The organism is Flavobacterium hydrocarbonoxydans, from assembly GCF_009789235.1.
GTDB lineage: Bacteria > Bacteroidota > Bacteroidia > Flavobacteriales > Flavobacteriaceae > Flavobacterium > Flavobacterium hydrocarbonoxydans.
Genome location: NZ_WSTB01000004.1, coordinates 28915 through 45439, shown reverse-complemented (window position 1 = coordinate 45439; position 16525 = coordinate 28915). Strand labels below are relative to the sequence as shown.

Below are 16525 nucleotides of genomic sequence, written 5' to 3'. Positions count from 1 at the left end.
AAAATGTAAGTTCATTTAATTTGAAACCTCCCCAGTTTTACCTTAATTGTTTCTTACATTTTTTTTTTAATTTAAATTATAAAAACTTCTGCTAGGTTTCTAAAACCTTGTAGATTTAAATTTTTCTCAAATATAACTACAAGGTTTTAGAAATCTTGCAGGAAAACTTAATCTATAAATTATGAGAATTCAAACAAACCTTTCTTTCTATAAATTAATTCTACTTGTTCTATTATTTTCCGCTTCCGCGAAAGCGCAAATCCAGAAAGTAGAACCGCCATTTTGGTACGCAGGGATGCAAAATCCAGAGCTGCAAATTATGTTTTACGGAAAAAATATTGCACAATACGAAGCATCTGTTTCAAACAATGTTGTGATTAAAAATGTAGAGAAAACAGAAAATCCAAACTATCTTTTTGTTACTATCGATACGCAAAACTTAAAAGCTTCTGAATTCGTTTTTTCATTTAAAACTAAAAACAAAGTCGCTTTTACTCAGAAATATTCACTGAAAGAAAGAAGAGCAAATTCGGCTAACCGAAAAAGCTACGATGCTTCTGATATGATTTATTTAATCATGCCGGATCGTTTTGCTAATGGAAATCCGAAAAATGACAGCGATGCCAATTTAACTGAAAAAGGAAACCGTGCAGAACCAGGAGGCCGTCATGGTGGCGATATCGAAGGAATCATTAAAAACCTGGATTATATTTCGTCTTTGGGAGCCACGACTATCTGGAGTACGCCTTTGTGTGAAGACAATGACAAGCAGCATTCGTATCATACTTACGGACAATCTGATGTTTATAAAATCGATCCGCGTTACGGAACCAATGATGATTACGCTCGCCTATCTGCAGAAATGCATAAAAAAGACATGAAATTGGTGATGGATTATGTAACCAATCACTGGGGAATTACGCATTGGATGATGAAAGATATTCCAACAAAAACCTGGTTTAATCAATTCGAAAATTTTACACAGACACACCACAGACGTGAAGTTCTGACTGATATTCACGCTTCAAAAATAGACAAAGAAATTTGTACCGATGGATGGTTTGTACCTTCAATGCCCGATTTGAACTTACGAAATCCTTTGGTTGCAAAATACTTAACTCAAAATGCTATTTGGTGGATTGAATTTGCCAATCTTGATGGTTTTAGAGTAGATACATATAATTATTCTGATCCTGCTGCAATGGCAAATTGGGCAAAAGCGATTACAAACGAATATCCAAATTTTAATATTGTGGGTGAAATCTGGATGCACAATCAGGCCAATTTAGCGTATTGGCAGAAAGACAGTAAAATTGGCGCAATCGAAAACTACAATTCGAATTTGCCTTCTGTAATGGATTTTACGCTTCAAAGTCAGATTACTTCTGCTTTTAACGAAAGTGAAGGGACTTGGGATAACGGATTGATCAAATTCTACAACAATTTTGCTATGGATTATTTGTATCCAAATACGAATAACATTTTGGTTTTTGCCGAAAATCACGACACCGATCGTATGAATGATAAGTTCAAATACGATTTTCCAAAATACAAACTAGCCATGACGTTATTAGCTACCATTCGTGGAATTCCACAATTGTATTACGGCTCAGAAATTGGAATGGGCGGTGACAAAAGCAAAGGTGATGCCGATATTCGTCAGGATTTTCCCGGAGGATGGAATGGCGATAAAAACAATGCTTTTACCGCAGCAGGAAGAACTGCTGAGCAGGTAAAATATTTCGATTTTACTTCGAAATTATTCAATTGGAGAAAAACCAACGAAGCGGTACATTCTGGAAAAATGACACATTACATTCCGGAAAACAATACGTATGTTTATTTTAGATATACAGATACCAAAACGGTTATGGTGGTTTTTAATAACAATGCAAAAGAGCAAACTATCAAAACAAATCGTTTTAAAGAAAACATCCAAAACTTTAAATCTGGAAAAGATATTATCTCCGGAAAAACATTCGATTTAACTACTGAAATTACATTGGAACCAAAATCGGCAGTAGTTTTGGAACTGGAATAAAAAAACAAAACATAATTTTTCCGCCACGAATTCACGAATTAATATAATCAAAGATTGTCAAAAATAATTCGTGAATTCGTGGCGGATTTTTTTCTATTAGTCAAATTATAAATGGTTGTTAAACTTTAAATAAATGAAAAAATACACTTTCCTTTCGTTATCTTTAGTATTCTTAATCACGAGTTGTTCTGGCTCAAAATCAGTTTCAATGAATAACGAAAATACTTCGAAAACACCTTTCGTCTGGGAAGGAGCTAATGTTTACTTTTTACTTACCGATCGTTTTTATAACGGAAATCCGTCGAATGATTTAAATTTTAACCGCACCAAAACTCCGGCAAAACTGCGTGGTTTTGAAGGTGGGGATATTATTGGAATTACAAAAAAAATAGAAGAAGGTTATTTTGACAGACTTGGGATTAATGCTATTTGGCTTACGCCGATTGTAGAACAGATTCATGATGGTGTTAATGAAGGAACAGGCCTTAGTTATGGTTTTCATGGCTATTGGGCGAAAGACTGGACGGCTTTGGACCCTAACTTTGGCACTAAGGAAGATTTGGCAAATTTGGTAAAAAAAGCACACGAAAAAGGCATCCGAATTATTTTAGACGGCGTCATCAATCACACGGGTCCGGTAACGCCCGAAGATCCAATTTGGCCGGAAGACTGGGTAAGAACAGGCGTTGTTTGCGATTACAAATCATTCGAAAATACAACCATGTGTACTTTGGTAGATAATCTCCCGGATGTAAAAACAGAAAGTACTCAGGAAGTGGAACTACCTTCTTTTTTAATCGAAAAATGGAAAAAAGAAGGACGTTACGAAAAAGAAATCGCTTCGCTGGATGAATTTTTTAAAAGAACAAAATATCCGAGAACACCAAAATATTACATCATAAAATGGCTGACAGATTATATAGTAGAGTTCGGAATTGATGGCTACAGAGCCGATACTGTAAAACATACTAACGAAGACGTTTGGGCCGATTTCAAGAAAGAATGCGATTACGCATTTGAAACCTGGAAAAAACATCATCCTTTACAGATACTGGATCAGAATCCATTTTATACCATTGCCGAAGTTTACGGTTACGGAATCAGTGGCGGCCAGGATTATGATTTTGGTGATCGAAAAGTAAATTATTTTCAGAATGGTTTCAACAGCATGATTAATTTTGAGTTTAAGTGGAACGCTGCTCAAAATGATTATGAAGGTTTATTTTCGAAATATTCAAACGCTTTAAATAATGAATTAAAAGGCTACAGTGTTCTCAATTATATGTCTTCGCACGATGACGGCCAGCCTTTTGATGCCAATCGTACCAAAAACATCGAAACCGGAACCAAATTATTACTTTCGCCGGGAATGTCGCAGGTTTATTATGGCGATGAATCGGCTCGCTCACTTGTGATTGAAGGTACTCAGGGCGATGCCACTTTACGCTCGAACATGAATTGGGATGCCATTCAAAACAATCCGGAAACGCAAAAAACACTTTTACATTGGCAAAAACTGGGGCAATTCAGAAAAAATCATCCTGCAGTTGGAGCCGGGATTCATACTCAAATAAGTAGTCAGCCGTACATATTTTCGAGAACTTTCTCAAAAGGAACTTTTACAGACCAAGTAATTATTGGTTTGGATTTGTCAAAAGGCAAAAAAGAACTTACTGTAAATTCTCTTTTCCAAAATGGAACAAAACTAAGAGATATCTACTCTAATCAGGAAATTGAAGTTGTTGATGGGAAAGTAATTATTGATAGTGAATTTGATATCGTATTATTGGAACGCATTTAACCGCAAAGGTCGCAAAGTTTTACGCAAGTTTCGCAAAGTTTTTTTTTAGCCACTCCCGATAGCTATCGGGAGTGGCTAAACTTTTTATTGAAGTAAAAATTTCGCAACAATCATTTTCTTTCTTTGAGCCTTTGTACCTTTGCTTCTTTGAACCTTCATAAAATGAAACAATGCTAAAAATTGCGCATCGCGGAGCCAAAGGTTATGAACCCGAAAATACCTTAGCAGCCTTTCAGAAAGCATTAGACTTAAATGCTGACGGAATCGAACTCGACGTTCACCTGAGTTCCGACGGACAAATTATGGTAATTCACGATGAAACCATCGACAAAATGACCAACGGAAAAGGTTTTGTAAATACCTTATCTTTGTCCGAATTGAAATCGTTTTTGGTTGCAGATAAATATGAAATTCCAACTTTAAAAGAAGTTTTTGATTTAGTCGATAAAAAATGTTTGATTAATATCGAATTGAAAAGCAAAGAAACACCGCAGTCTGTCGCTGCATTAATTAAAGAATATATTTTGGATAAAAACTGGAGTTATGAGCATTTTATAGTTTCAAGTTTCGACTGGAGTGCTTTGCAGGAAGTTCATAATCTGAATTCAAAAATCCCGATTGGTGTTTTAACCGAAACCGATCTTGAATTGGCTTTGGCTTTCGCCGAAACCATAAAGGCAAAAGCTATTCATCCTGATTTTCATTTATTGAATCAAGAAAATACTACGAGAATACAGGCTCACGGATTACTTGTTTTCCCCTGGACCATAAATGAATTGGAAGACATTCAAAAAATAAAAAAATATAAAGTAAACGGAATCATCACTGATTTTCCGGATAAAATATAATTAGAATTAAAATATTGCCACAGATTAAAAAGATTAGCACAGATTTTTTAAAATCATTTTAATCTTAATATCCCGATAGCTATCGGGAGTGGCGAAAAAAATAAAAAATGGCTCAAAATTTCGACATAATTATCGTTGGTGGTGGCGCAGCAGGTTTTTTTACAGCAATTAATATTGCTGAGAAAAATCCGAAACTAAAAATTGCTATTCTGGAAAGAGGAAAAGAAGTGCTTTCGAAAGTACGCGTTTCCGGCGGCGGAAGATGTAATGTAACCCACGCTTGTTTTGAACCGAATGAATTGGTCAAATTTTATCCTCGTGGCGAAAAAGAACTTCGTGGCCCTTTTCATCAATTTTGCTCCGGCGATACGATCGAATGGTTCGAAAAACATGGTGTTGAATTGAAAATTGAAGACGATGGGCGAATGTTTCCAGTTTCTAATTCATCTCAAACCATTATAGATTGTTTCTTAAAAGCAACCGAAAAATTAGGAATCAAAATATTGACAGGACAAAGCGTACAATCGATTTTCAAAAAAGAAGATTGCTGGAAAATTGACACTCAAAACGAAAATTATGCTGCCGAAAAACTGGTTTTGGCAACAGGAAGCAATCCTAAAATCTGGGAAATGCTGCAAACGCAAGGGCACGCCATTGTGAGCCCCGTTCCTTCCCTATTTACTTTCAATATCAAAGATTCACGCATAAAAGAATTACCCGGAGTTGCGGCTCAGGTTACTGTAAACGTAAAAGATACTAAACTCGAATCGACCGGACCTTTATTAATCACGCATTGGGGAATGAGCGGCCCGGCTATTTTAAAACTTTCTGCCTGGGGAGCGCGTACACTTTTCGATAAAAATTATCAGTTTACGATATTTGTCAATTGGTTGAATGATGTGGATACCGAAGATGCCGAAAAAATTCTGAAAGACTTAAAACAAGAACACGCCAAAAAAGCAGTTTCTAAAAAATCTCCTTTTGAATTCCCAAACAGATTGTGGGAAAGTCTGGTTTTGGCTTCTGCAATTGAAGTAGATACAAAATGGGCGGATTTATCTAAAAATCAATTACAAAATTTAGCTTTACAATTGACAAAAGCAACATTTCAGGTAAACGGAAAAAGTACTTTTAAAGAAGAATTTGTAACCGCTGGCGGAATCGATTTAAAAGAAATCAATTTTAAAACCATGGAAAGTAAATTGCATCAAAACCTATATTTTGCCGGAGAGATTGTAAATATAGACGCTATAACAGGAGGTTTTAATTTTCAGAATGCCTGGACGAGTGGGTTTATTGTGGCGAATAACATTTAATAAAATGAAATTTAAAGGAATTATTTTTGATTTAGACGGAACGTTAGTAAACTCATTAGAAGACATTTCAGATGCAATGAATACCGTTTTAACAGCTCTAAATTACCCGACACATACTTATGATGATTATCAATATTTTATCGGCAGCGGTTTACGAAATTTAGTAAGCAAAGCACTCCCGTCAACCAACAATTCTGAAAGTCAGATTGAGACTTGTTTTCAAAATATGGTTACTCAATATCGAGACAATTGCACTTTAAAAACCAAACCATATGAAGGTATTCTTGACTTATTGAATAGTTTAAGTTTAAAAAATATCAAATTAGCCATTTTTTCTAATAAAGCTGATGAACTAACCAAAAAAATAGCTTCCGAAATTTTCCCTGATTCTTTTGATATTCCTGTAGGTTTAAGTTTTGAAAACCTTAAAAAACCCAATCCGTTTGAAGCAATTGCTATAGCTGAAAATTGGGGTTTTAATACAGAAGAAATTCTTTTTGTAGGAGATTCTGATATTGATATGCTAACGGCAACGAATGCTAAAATGTTTCCTGTTGGCGTGTCTTGGGGTTATCGAACAGAAAAAGAATTAATTGCTACCGGAGCACAATTGGTTATAAACTCTCCTTTAGATTTAATTCGGATCCTTTGAAATATTAGGAATCAAAAATTAATTAACAAGATTTTACATATTTGCTAAGTTTTAGTTAAGACATTTCTAATAATTTTACTTTCAATTAATTAACCTATATGAAAGTAAAATTACTCACTACAATTTCATTTTTCTCCTACCAAATCGGAATTTCGCAAAGCGAAAAACTTCTCCACGGAAAGGTGGTTACCGGCAATACTGCACTTAAAAACGTAGAAGTCATTAACAAAACAGCGCTAACCAGCACAAGAACCAACGATTCTGGTGAGTTTGCTATTTTGGTTAAACCAAAAGATAGTTTGTTGTTTTTCTCAAAAGAGTATTTTTTCAAAAGATTGAAAATTACTCAGGAAAATATAGAGGCCAAAGTTCTGGTTGTCGATATGATTATAAAACCTGAAGAATTGAAGGAAGTTGTGATAACAAAAATGCCTGAAATTAAATTAAGTTCTGACAAAGCATACGAGCAAGAAAAGGTAGATCAATATACCATAGAAAAAAATGCAAGTAAACCAAAAACAGGTGTTTATGACGGAACTATAGAAAACGGAATGGACTTAATCCGCATTGGCCGCATGGCGATAGGTTTATTTGTGAAAGAAAAAGAGAAAGTTAAAGAAGAAGCCCCTAAAATTGAATTTAAAACTTTAGCAACAACAACATGTGATCAAAAATTCTTTATTGAAACTTTAAAACTAAAACCAGAAGAAATAGCTCTTTTTCTCGAATTCTGTGATGCTGATCCAAAATCGAAAACACTTTTAGAACACTCGAATATTTTGACGACAATGGATTTTTTGTATGCTAAAAATGAAGAGTTCAAGAAATTGAAAACTGAGGTTCAAAATTAATTTCATGAATTCATTAACTTGAAACAAATTTTACCTATTCAGCCACCAAATACTGGCATTCAAAATCGCTGCAAAACCTACCCACGCCATATAAGGAATCAAAAGATAGCCCGCAATTTTATTGATTTTGGTAAACTTCAAATAGGTTTCATAAATCATCAGCCAAAGAAGCACAATTTCGATTAGAGCCAGCATCGGGTTTTTTAATCCGAAGAATAAATACGACCAGATTGCATTCAAAACCAACTGAATCAAAAAGAATCCCAACGCTTTTTTTACTTCTTCGTTTTGTTCTTTTATTTTATCCCAAACCAATCCGGCGGCAATTCCCATTAATATAAAAAGCAGCGTCCAAACGGGTGCAAAAATCCAATTGGGCGGATTAAAAATTGGTTTTTCTAATGTTGCATACCAGGTTTCTATAGCTGATTTTGTCACTTCAGATGAAGAGTATCCAACGGCTAAACAAACGATTATGGCTATTGCGATTCGGGTTATTTTATTCATTTTATTTAAAATTTTATCCAAAAATAGTCAAAAAGAAAATGCTAACCATATAAGTTATATAAGTTCATTTTTAGTTTTCTGTGACTTACATTTTCTTATATAACTTATATGGTGAAAAAGTTATCTTTGTCAAAATTTTATTTTTCATGTTTACAACAACTGACTTTATTCCAAAAAAATATACGGCAACAATCGAAAGTGGAAATTTTGAATGGAGCGCTCCCAGCAATATTGCATTAGTAAAATACTGGGGAAAGAAAGACAACCAAATTCCGGCAAATCCTTCGGTGAGTTTTACACTGAATAATTGTAAAACGATAACCAAATTAGGTTTTGAGAAAAAACCGAATCAGGATAATTTTTCTTTCGATTTATTATTTGAAGGAAAACCAAAGGAAGATTTCAAACCAAAAATTCAGAAATTCTTAGAAAGAGTCGAAGTTTATTTGCCTTTTCTGAAAGAATATCATTTTACGATTGATACACAAAACACCTTTCCGCACAGTTCAGGAATTGCTTCATCGGCCTCAGGAATGGCCGCTTTGGCGATGAACTTTATGAGTTTAGAAAAAGCTTTAAATCCAGAAATGAGTGATGATTATTTCTTTCAAAAAGCCTCTTTTCTGGCGCGTTTAGGTTCTGGAAGTGCATGCCGAAGTGTAAAAGGAAATGTAGTGGTTTGGGGTAATCAGACAAACATAAAAGGAAGCACCGATTTGTACGGAGTTGAATTTCCTTATACTATTCATGACAATTTTAAGAATTTTCAAGATACCATTTTGTTGGTTGACAAAGGCGAAAAACAAGTTTCGAGCACCGTAGGACACGATTTGATGCACAACCATCCGTATGCCGAAAGGCGTTTTGCTCAGGCACATGAAAATCTGGATCAATTAATTACCATTTTCGAAAACGGAAATTTAGATGAATTTATAAAAGTGGTCGAAAGTGAAGCTTTGACTTTGCATGCCATGATGATGACATCAATGCCGTATTTTATTTTGATGAAACCAAATACATTGCAAATCATCAACGCGATTTGGAAATTCAGAAATGAAACCCAAATTCCGGTTTGTTTTACACTCGATGCAGGAGCAAATGTGCATGTTTTATATCCCGAAAACGTTAAAGAAAAAGTACTGCAATTTATTCAGAGCGAATTAGTTGTATTTTGTCAGAATGGTCAGTACATTTGCGACGAAATTGGAAATGGTGTAATTGCGATATAATTTTTTGTATCTTTAGTTAAAATTTAGATTATGGACATTCAATTAGAAAAAATCGAGTTGATGAAAAAGTTAGCAGAGACTGAAGATCCTGCTATCATTAAGTCTATTCGAAAAATTTTCAAAAAAGAGAAAAAAGATTGGTGGGATGATTTGACTGATGCCCAGAAAGCAGATATTGAGCTTGGAATTAAGCAAATTGAAAGAGGGGAAGTTGTGAGTTATGAATCAATTTTAGAAAGGCACGGTTACGTTGAGAAAAGTTAAATTTACTGTAAAGGCAGAAGAATCTTTCGAAAATATACTGAGTTATTTAGAAGCCAAATGGTCTGAAAAAAGAAAATATGATTTTTTAAAAATATCTCATAAAGCAATTTCAACAATTCTTTTATATCCTGAAAGTTTTCCATGTAGTGAAAGAAATAGAATCATTAGAAAATGTGTTGTAACAAAACAAACAACTTTTTACTACGTTTTTAATAGAAAAGAAGTAACTATTGTGGCGGTTTTCGACACACGACAAGACCCAAATAAAATAAAGAAAGACATCAAATAAATATGAAAGGACCACTATTTTACTCAAAAATATTACTCTTTGGAGAATACGGAATCATTCGTGACTCTAAAGGACTTTCTATTCCTTATAATTTTTACAATGGTGCTCTAAAGAAAGATGAAAATCCTTCAACAGAAGCTATTGCATCAAACGCAAGTTTAAAACGATTTGCAACTTACCTTGAAACGCTGCAAACAGAACAGCCTGAATTGGTAGCTTTTGATTTGACAACGTTGAAAAACGATGTTGAAACTGGAATGTATTTCGATTCCAGTATTCCGCAAGGGTATGGAGTAGGTAGCAGTGGCGCTTTGGTTGCGGCTATTTACGACAAATACGCTACTCATAAAATAACAGTTTTAGAGAATTTAACTCGTGAAAAGTTATTACAATTAAAAAATATTTTTTCTCAAATGGAGAGTTTTTTCCACGGAAAAAGTTCTGGTTTAGATCCTTTGAACAGTTATTTGAGTATTCCGATTTTAATTAATTCTAAAGATAATATTGAAGCAACTGGTATCCCGACTCAAAGTTTTGATGGCAAAGGCGCTGTATTTCTTTTAGATTCTGGTATTGTGGGTGAAACGGCTCCGATGGTCAACATTTTTATGGAAAACCTGAAAGATAAAGGGTTCCGTGCAATGCTTAAAAACCAATTTGTAAAATATACGGATGCCTGCGTGGAGAACTTTTTGCATGGCGACATGAAATCGTTGTTTACCAATACCAAAAAACTTTCTAAAGTAGTTTTGAACAACTTTAAACCTATGATTCCGGAACAATTTCACGGAATCTGGCAACACGGAATTGACACGAACGACTATTATCTGAAACTATGCGGATCTGGCGGCGGCGGTTACATTCTTGGTTTTACAGAAGACTTAGAACGTGCCAAAGCCTCTTTGAAAGACTATAAATTAGAAGTCGTTTATCAGTTCTAATTTTAGCAATTTTTCAGAATCTGTTACTAAAAGTATTGCTATGAATCGTCTTTTACAAAATATCAAAACAACATTTTTAGGCGGAATTCTCTTTTTGGTTCCACTGGTGGTTTTGGTCATTTTTATCGAAAAAGGACACGCAATCATTGAAAAAATTTCGGCACCAATAGTCCATAACTTTCCGAAAATTAAAATTCTCGGGCTTGCACTTCAGGAATTGGCAACTATAGTTGTGGTTATTTTTATATGCTTTTTGGTTGGGCTAATAGCCAAAACGCAACAGGCACAAAAAATAAAACAAAAACTCGAAGACGGTCTTTTGAGCAATATTCCCGGCTATTCATTTATGAAAAACGTAAATGAAACCATGATGGGATTTGAATCTAAAGAAGATTTAAAAGTAGTTTTGGTTCCTACAGATGCCGGCTGGCAATTTGCTTTTTTGGTAGAACAAATAAACGAAAACAATTTTGCCGTTTTTGTTCCGGATGCTCCAAATCCGTGGAGTGGTTCTGTTTGTTTTGTGAATGCAAAAGACATAAAAGAAGTTGAAATCTCTCAAAAAGAAGCATTGGCCTGCATCCGAAAATTAGGGTATGGCGCTAAAGACTTGTTAAAAGATACTTTATAACTAGCATCTCAAATAAAAAAAAACTAAATTTCAAAATCGTAATTATAATCAAAATCAAAAAATGTTAAGCAGACAGCACAAACTTTTAGTAATGAAAATTGTTAGTTTGTTCTCTGTGGTGAGGGGCTATAATATTCCGATTATTGTTTTGGCGCAATATTTATCTGCTATTTTTATATTGGCTCCGGAAAAAAGAGCCCTGGATATTTTGCTGGATTTCCCTTTATTTCTGATTGTTTTTGCGTCGGCGATTACAATTGCTTCGGGTTATATTATCAATAATTTTTACGACAGCCAGAAAGACTTAATCAACAGACCCAACAAATCGATGCTGGACAGATTGGTAAGTCAGAAAACAAAACTTACGGTTTATTTTACTTTAAATTTTATAGCTGCTTTGATGGCGCTAATAGTTTCGTGGCGTGCTTTTTTATTCTTTTCGGCTTATATTTTCCTGATTTGGTTTTACTCTCATAAGATAAAAAAATATGCAATTGTTGGTAACTTAACCGCTGCGTTTCTGGCCGTTTTGCCGTTTTTCGCCATTCTCTTGTATTTCTACAACAAAGTTTCGTTTGAAGAAATTGAGAATCACATGGATCATTTTATGGTCATCTCGGCACATGCGGTTTTCCTTTTTCTGTTATTGCTTATTCGGGAAATGATAAAAGATCTGGAAAATTTAAAAGGCGATTTGGCCAATGGTTACAAGACGATTCCGATTTTGTATGGAGAAAATATTTCGAAACAGATCATTACGGTTTTATCCATTTTGACGGTTTTTCCAGTCTATGTTTTGATTAATATTTATGATGTCGGTTTTATGGATATTTACTTTTATATCTGTTTTATTGTTTTGATTTTCTTCTTGATGTATTTATGGAAATCAAATTCTAAAGGACAATATTTACTCCTTCATAATGTATTGAAATTCCTGATTGTGGCGGGTGTTTTTTGTATTATACTTATCAATCCTAGTGTTTTGTGGCATGGAAGAAATTTGCTTTTGAAGTAGAGAGCTGTTTCGCAGAGATTCGCGAAGTTTACACAGAGGCTCGCTAAGTTTTTTTATAGCCCTCGGATTCTACGGGTTTGACGGATTGTCACTGATTCTTTTTATTTTTTGTGGATTTAGTTTGTGTTTTTATTTCACGCAGATTTAAGCAGATTTTTTTTGAAACTCTTTGAAATTTAATTTTTTTTAAATGAATTATTTCGCAGAGATTCGCTAAGTTTTTATAGACCTCGGATTCTACGGGTTTGACGGATTGACACTGATTCTTTTTATCTTTTTGGATTTAGCTTGTGTTTTTATTTCACGCAGATTTCGCGGATTTTTGGTAGATTTCTTTTTGAAACTTTGTGAATCTCTGTGTTTACTTTGCGAATCTCTGTGTAATAACTAGTATAGCAAAATGCCTAAAGAAAGCCGAATGTGATCGTCTAGCCCCGATAGCAGTGGAAATCCTTTTGTGGCGGGGTTCGACACAAAAGATTGTAACGGATAGCGGGACCAAATGCCTGAAAGAAAGCCAAATGTCCTGCTCCTGAAAACATTAAAAAACGGAAGCTATTAATCTAAGAACAATGAACTTAGGATTATTTAGCAAGAATAAACTATCTTTGCACAAATTACAGAATTTATGAACAATAAGGAAGGCAATAATAAACGAGGTGGTTCTAGACCAAATAGCTCCAGACCAAGCTCTAATAAGCCAAAACCTCCTATGGCTAAGCGTGCGCAAGGGCCTAAAAAAGTGAAACCTGCTGTTAAGGCTGCGGAAGAAGAAGCGGCACAAAAACTTAAAAAACAGAATCAGGCTCCGAAAAGACAAAAAGCAGCTGACGAAATTCGTTTGAACAAATTTATCTCGAATTCGGGTGTGTGCTCACGTCGTGATGCCGATATATACATTCAGTCTGGAAACGTGAAAGTAAATGGCGTTCCGGTTACTGAAATGGGTTATCTAGTAAAACTTACGGATGTTATTAATTTTGACGGTGCTATTTTGACACCGGAAAAGAAAGAATACATCTTGCTGAACAAACCTAAAAACTTTACAACAGCTCTTGACGAAGGACAGGAATTTCGTAATGTTTTAGAACTGGTTCGTGGTTCTACAACTGCAAAAATCGCTCCGATTGGCAGAATGGATAAAAACACAACCGGTTTGTTGTTGTTTACAAATGATACTGACATGATTCGTAAATTTACTTTACCAAGTCAGAAATCATCGAAAATCTACCAGGTTTCATTGGATAAAAACCTGAAATTTGAGGATTTAGAAAAAATTAGCAAAGGTTTGGTTCTTGACGGACACAGAGTGTTTGTCGAAGAAGTAAGTTATATTGATGGTGAAGCAAAGAGCGAAGTAGGTCTTAAATTGCGTTCGTCTAATGTAAAAGTGGTTCGTGCTATCTTCGAACATTTTGATTATGATGTTCTGCGTATTGACCGTGTATCATTTGCTGGTTTGACTAAAAAGAATCTGCCTAGAGGTAACTGGAGATTTTTGACCGAGCAAGAAGTTATCAATTTGAAGAACGTTTAAGAACGCTTCAAATAAACAATATAAATCCTGTTTTACTTTTGTAAAATGGGATTTTTTATTTTATGAAAATTGTGTTTTAGAAAAAATTGTGACCAAAAAGAGTAAAAATTGATCTTCCTAAATTGGATTGGTTTTTGTCATCAACAGATTCGTAACATGAAAATCCTAAAATAATTTTGATTCCTGGAGGAATACTATTTAAAACATCACGTTTTTGTTCGTCTAAAAGTAATTTTAAACTTTTAAGTAATTGCTGGTTGTTTTTTAAATAAGAAACTACTAATAGTCCTGAAAAATTAAGTACTTCACGGGCCGTTTCGCTTTTGATTCCGACTTCATTTGAAATCATTTCTGAGATTCTGGCTTTTTTATTCGAAAAAATTTCTTTTAGTAAATCATTCCCTTCTACTCTGTAACAATCATCAACAGATAAAATTCGGCTTGCTTCAAAATCGATTTCTTCATAAAAGTTACAATTGTCAATTAATGAAATTAGGTTTTTATAAAACTTAGGTTCCTCAACGTGATTATACAAACCCATCAGGACTGTTCCTAACGAAACATCTATTGCCTTAATTAACAAAGCATCATTTTCGAAATAAAATTTATTTAATTTTGAGACAACGTTTGAAGAAATAAAACGTCTTAGTTCGATTTGTAGGTTAGGAGTCATAATTTTAGTATTTCAGGTTATTTAAAATTATTTAAAATAATCGATAAAGTGGGGCTTTTAATCGTTTATATGGATAAAAATATAAAATAAAATAACATTTCCAAAAAAAAAGTTAAATAAATATTCCTAATTATTAACGTTTTTTTTTACTCAAAACCTAATAGTCTCAATAAACATAACCCTTTCGTTGTTAAATGGAAATAAATGAGTTAGATAAAAAATTGACGGTTTTTCTTATTTTTATAAAAAACAGGAAAAAACTGATTGTGATTTAAAACAATAAAATTCTGTTTTGCCAGACAATAGTAAGAAAAAGACCTGTGAAAATTATACAAAATAAAAAATTGACAAATCCGGAAGCCAAAAAACCAAGTAAGGAACCCGTAGCAGCTTTTAAGGCACGACGATGATCTTGTTTGTCATATAACATTTCTCCGATAAAAGCTCCTACAAAAGGACCGATAATAACACCAAAAGGTATTGGAGACAGAATTCCCACAATCAATCCGATGTTCGTTCCCCAAACTCCATACGAACTTCCGCCAAAACGTTTGGTTCCCTGAGCAGGAATTATATAGTCGAGAATGGTAATAACAACCATTACAACAAATGTAATTCCTAAAATCCAATAATTATTTTCAACCGCTTTGGTTAAATACAACAATAACAAACCCACCCAACAACTGGACAAACCCGGTAAAACAGGTAAAAAACTACCCAAAATACCCACAATCATACACACAAAACCTAAGGCTAATAAAAGTAAATCCATAATTATTTTTTTGTAAATTTGTACCTACAAACCAGTTTTAAAAAATCAGTATATGCTAAGGGGTACGCTATATTATATTTTTTTTTCGTTCGTAATTTCGACTGCTTTTTACAGCACTGTTTATGGGCAAACAAAACTTTCGATTGACGATAAACTTCTCCAAGATAGTATTTATAAAAGTAATAAGAAAAAAGTATTGAATTTTTCGATGAAAGAATTCGATGCGTTGTTCTTTGAATATTTTGAGAAAAAAAATGATGCCAGCCTAATCATGACCAAGCCTCAGTTCTACAACTATACGGTTCAGATTGCCACATTTTCTGACCGGCTGGCTGCATTGTATCCAGAGCAAAAACAAGTAGCTGAAGAGAACAAAGCACGCTGGTTATCAGAAAGCTACGAAGATTATCTAGAATACAAAGCTTCTCAAAAAAAATAATCGTATTTTTATACCATAATTAGTTCAATTCAACGTCATAATCTTGAAGCATTTCTCTCTTATTTTAGTCTTTTTAATTTTTAATTCTTGTCAATATTTTGAGAAGCAGGTTCCTTCTGAAAAAGAATTACTTCAAAAAGAATTAAAAGCAATCAACTGGAAAGAAGTTGACGAATTTCCGTCTGTAGCCGATTGTGAAAAAATCAGCATTAAAAAAGAACGTCAGCAATGTTTTTTTGACGTGATGGCGCAACTTATTCAGGAAAAATTAGATATTGATACCCTTTCGGTACTCTATCCGGAGCTTGATACGATAGAAGTAAAAGTGACCGTTTTCCCGAATGCAACCATGAAATTTGAACCGCAATTCCCGAAAGACTCAGTAGCATACGATACCATTAAAATCGATAGTATTCTGCATGCCCGCCTGATCGATTTTCCGAAAGTAAATCCTGCTATCAAACGCGGAATTCCTGTAAAAACACAGTTTATTCTTCCTGTAATTCTTAAAGAGAAAAAGTGATTTTTATTTCATATAAGTGATCTAAGAGAATTTAAGCTTTTTTCTGAAAGGACATTATAAATTTTGCGTGTGTGTTTTTTAACGCAGAGTTTGCAGAGTTTACAAATTTTTTATTCTGTTTAAGAATTGCTTATAAGCTAAGTTCACAAAGCTGTTCGTGAAATTTTCACTAAAAAAACACTTTTATTAAATGAAC

The 16525-nt window shown here is 34.0% G+C and carries 18 protein-coding genes; 15 read left to right on the top strand and 3 right to left on the bottom strand.

From position 1 onward, the window contains the following. Positions 1–181: 181 nt before the first annotated feature. The 6 genes from GON26_RS08055 to GON26_RS08030 all read left to right on the top strand — a co-directional run bounded on the left by GON26_RS08055 (position 182) and on the right by GON26_RS08030 (position 7509). Entirely contained in the window at positions 182–2041 is a 1860-nt protein-coding gene (locus GON26_RS08055) for a glycoside hydrolase family 13 protein (protein WP_160374321.1), read from the top strand. Positions 2042–2174: 133 nt separating this feature from the next. Further along, the gene (locus tag GON26_RS08050; RefSeq protein ID WP_160374320.1) at positions 2175–3842 is read left to right on the top strand and encodes an alpha-amylase family glycosyl hydrolase; all 1668 of its coding nucleotides are present in this window, start codon (positions 2175–2177) and stop codon (positions 3840–3842) included. A gap of 170 nt (positions 3843–4012) precedes the next feature. Further along, positions 4013–4690 (top strand): glycerophosphodiester phosphodiesterase, encoded by a 678-nt coding sequence (locus tag GON26_RS08045; RefSeq protein ID WP_160374319.1) that lies wholly within the window; start codon positions 4013–4015, stop codon positions 4688–4690. A 107-nt stretch (positions 4691–4797) separates the two neighbouring features. Continuing rightward, complete coding sequence (locus tag GON26_RS08040; protein WP_160374318.1) at positions 4798–6006, top strand: BaiN/RdsA family NAD(P)/FAD-dependent oxidoreductase; 1209 nt, start codon at positions 4798–4800, stop codon at positions 6004–6006. A 4-nt stretch (positions 6007–6010) separates the two neighbouring features. Beyond that, positions 6011–6658 (top strand): HAD family hydrolase, encoded by a 648-nt coding sequence (locus tag GON26_RS08035; protein ID WP_160374317.1) that lies wholly within the window; start codon positions 6011–6013, stop codon positions 6656–6658. Positions 6659–6756: 98 nt separating this feature from the next. Beyond that, positions 6757–7509, top strand: a complete 753-nt coding sequence (locus GON26_RS08030) for a hypothetical protein (protein WP_160374316.1) — start codon at positions 6757–6759, stop codon at positions 7507–7509. 30 nt (positions 7510–7539) lie between these two features. On the opposite strand, the gene GON26_RS08025 is transcribed toward GON26_RS08030, so the two are convergent. Then, the gene (locus GON26_RS08025; protein WP_160374315.1) at positions 7540–8016 is read right to left on the bottom strand and encodes a TspO/MBR family protein; all 477 of its coding nucleotides are present in this window, start codon (positions 8014–8016) and stop codon (positions 7540–7542) included. 146 nt (positions 8017–8162) lie between these two features. Here GON26_RS08025 and GON26_RS08020 point away from each other — a divergent pair, with 146 nt between their 5' ends. The 7 genes from GON26_RS08020 (at position 8163) to GON26_RS07990 (ending at position 13922) form a co-directional block, all read left to right on the top strand. Beyond that, the gene (locus tag GON26_RS08020) at positions 8163–9245 is read left to right on the top strand and encodes a diphosphomevalonate/mevalonate 3,5-bisphosphate decarboxylase family protein (protein WP_160374314.1); all 1083 of its coding nucleotides are present in this window, start codon (positions 8163–8165) and stop codon (positions 9243–9245) included. 30 nt (positions 9246–9275) lie between these two features. Then, positions 9276–9509 carry a hypothetical protein gene (locus tag GON26_RS08015; RefSeq protein ID WP_160374313.1) on the top strand — a complete coding sequence of 78 codons (234 nt, stop codon included), beginning with the start codon at positions 9276–9278 and terminating at the stop codon, positions 9507–9509. Next, on the top strand, positions 9496–9798 hold the full coding sequence (locus GON26_RS08010; RefSeq protein WP_160374312.1) for a type II toxin-antitoxin system RelE/ParE family toxin: 303 nt from the start codon (positions 9496–9498) through the stop codon (positions 9796–9798). The genes GON26_RS08015 and GON26_RS08010 overlap by 14 nt, the downstream gene beginning before the upstream one ends. A gap of 2 nt (positions 9799–9800) precedes the next feature. After that, positions 9801–10739: a mevalonate kinase family protein gene (locus GON26_RS08005; RefSeq protein WP_160374311.1), complete on the top strand. Its 939-nt coding sequence runs from the start codon at positions 9801–9803 to the stop codon at positions 10737–10739. A gap of 40 nt (positions 10740–10779) precedes the next feature. Continuing rightward, positions 10780–11370 (top strand): DUF502 domain-containing protein, encoded by a 591-nt coding sequence (locus GON26_RS08000; RefSeq protein WP_160374310.1) that lies wholly within the window; start codon positions 10780–10782, stop codon positions 11368–11370. A 61-nt stretch (positions 11371–11431) separates the two neighbouring features. Continuing rightward, positions 11432–12385: a geranylgeranylglycerol-phosphate geranylgeranyltransferase gene (locus GON26_RS07995; protein ID WP_160374309.1), complete on the top strand. Its 954-nt coding sequence runs from the start codon at positions 11432–11434 to the stop codon at positions 12383–12385. Between the two features lie 628 nt (positions 12386–13013). Beyond that, positions 13014–13922, top strand: coding sequence for a pseudouridine synthase (locus tag GON26_RS07990; protein ID WP_160374308.1), 909 nt, complete (start codon positions 13014–13016; stop codon positions 13920–13922). Positions 13923–13998: 76 nt separating this feature from the next. Here GON26_RS07990 and GON26_RS07985 read toward each other — a convergent pair whose 3' ends face one another. Further along, entirely contained in the window at positions 13999–14595 is a 597-nt protein-coding gene (locus GON26_RS07985) for a DUF937 domain-containing protein (protein WP_160374307.1), read from the bottom strand. Between the two features lie 271 nt (positions 14596–14866). Next, positions 14867–15367 carry a DUF456 domain-containing protein gene (locus tag GON26_RS07980; RefSeq protein ID WP_160374306.1) on the bottom strand — a complete coding sequence of 167 codons (501 nt, stop codon included), beginning with the start codon at positions 15365–15367 and terminating at the stop codon, positions 14867–14869. 52 nt (positions 15368–15419) lie between these two features. On the opposite strand from GON26_RS07980, the gene GON26_RS07975 reads away from it, so the two are divergent. Further along, the gene (locus GON26_RS07975) at positions 15420–15806 is read left to right on the top strand and encodes a hypothetical protein (protein ID WP_160374305.1); all 387 of its coding nucleotides are present in this window, start codon (positions 15420–15422) and stop codon (positions 15804–15806) included. A gap of 43 nt (positions 15807–15849) precedes the next feature. Further along, the gene (locus GON26_RS07970) at positions 15850–16329 is read left to right on the top strand and encodes a hypothetical protein (protein WP_160374304.1); all 480 of its coding nucleotides are present in this window, start codon (positions 15850–15852) and stop codon (positions 16327–16329) included. Positions 16330–16525: the final 196 nt, after the last annotated feature.

Bases quoted from the DNA above. Each gene is read 5' to 3' on its own strand.
- GON26_RS08055 (WP_160374321.1), top strand. From the start codon at position 182: ATGAGAATTCAAACAAACCTTTCTTTCTATAAATTAATTCTACTTGTT.
- GON26_RS08050 (WP_160374320.1), top strand. From the start codon at position 2,175: ATGAAAAAATACACTTTCCTTTCGTTATCTTTAGTATTCTTAATCACG.
- GON26_RS08045 (WP_160374319.1), top strand. From the start codon at position 4,013: ATGCTAAAAATTGCGCATCGCGGAGCCAAAGGTTATGAACCCGAAAAT.
- GON26_RS08040 (WP_160374318.1), top strand. From the start codon at position 4,798: ATGGCTCAAAATTTCGACATAATTATCGTTGGTGGTGGCGCAGCAGGT.
- GON26_RS08035 (WP_160374317.1), top strand. From the start codon at position 6,011: ATGAAATTTAAAGGAATTATTTTTGATTTAGACGGAACGTTAGTAAAC.
- GON26_RS08030 (WP_160374316.1), top strand. From the start codon at position 6,757: ATGAAAGTAAAATTACTCACTACAATTTCATTTTTCTCCTACCAAATC.
- GON26_RS08025 (WP_160374315.1), bottom strand. From the start codon at position 8,016: ATGAATAAAATAACCCGAATCGCAATAGCCATAATCGTTTGTTTAGCC.
- GON26_RS08020 (WP_160374314.1), top strand. From the start codon at position 8,163: ATGTTTACAACAACTGACTTTATTCCAAAAAAATATACGGCAACAATC.
- GON26_RS08015 (WP_160374313.1), top strand. From the start codon at position 9,276: ATGGACATTCAATTAGAAAAAATCGAGTTGATGAAAAAGTTAGCAGAG.
- GON26_RS08005 (WP_160374311.1), top strand. From the start codon at position 9,801: ATGAAAGGACCACTATTTTACTCAAAAATATTACTCTTTGGAGAATAC.
- GON26_RS08000 (WP_160374310.1), top strand. From the start codon at position 10,780: ATGAATCGTCTTTTACAAAATATCAAAACAACATTTTTAGGCGGAATT.
- GON26_RS07995 (WP_160374309.1), top strand. From the start codon at position 11,432: ATGTTAAGCAGACAGCACAAACTTTTAGTAATGAAAATTGTTAGTTTG.
- GON26_RS07990 (WP_160374308.1), top strand. From the start codon at position 13,014: ATGAACAATAAGGAAGGCAATAATAAACGAGGTGGTTCTAGACCAAAT.
- GON26_RS07985 (WP_160374307.1), bottom strand. From the start codon at position 14,595: ATGACTCCTAACCTACAAATCGAACTAAGACGTTTTATTTCTTCAAAC.
- GON26_RS07980 (WP_160374306.1), bottom strand. From the start codon at position 15,367: ATGGATTTACTTTTATTAGCCTTAGGTTTTGTGTGTATGATTGTGGGT.
- GON26_RS07975 (WP_160374305.1), top strand. From the start codon at position 15,420: ATGCTAAGGGGTACGCTATATTATATTTTTTTTTCGTTCGTAATTTCG.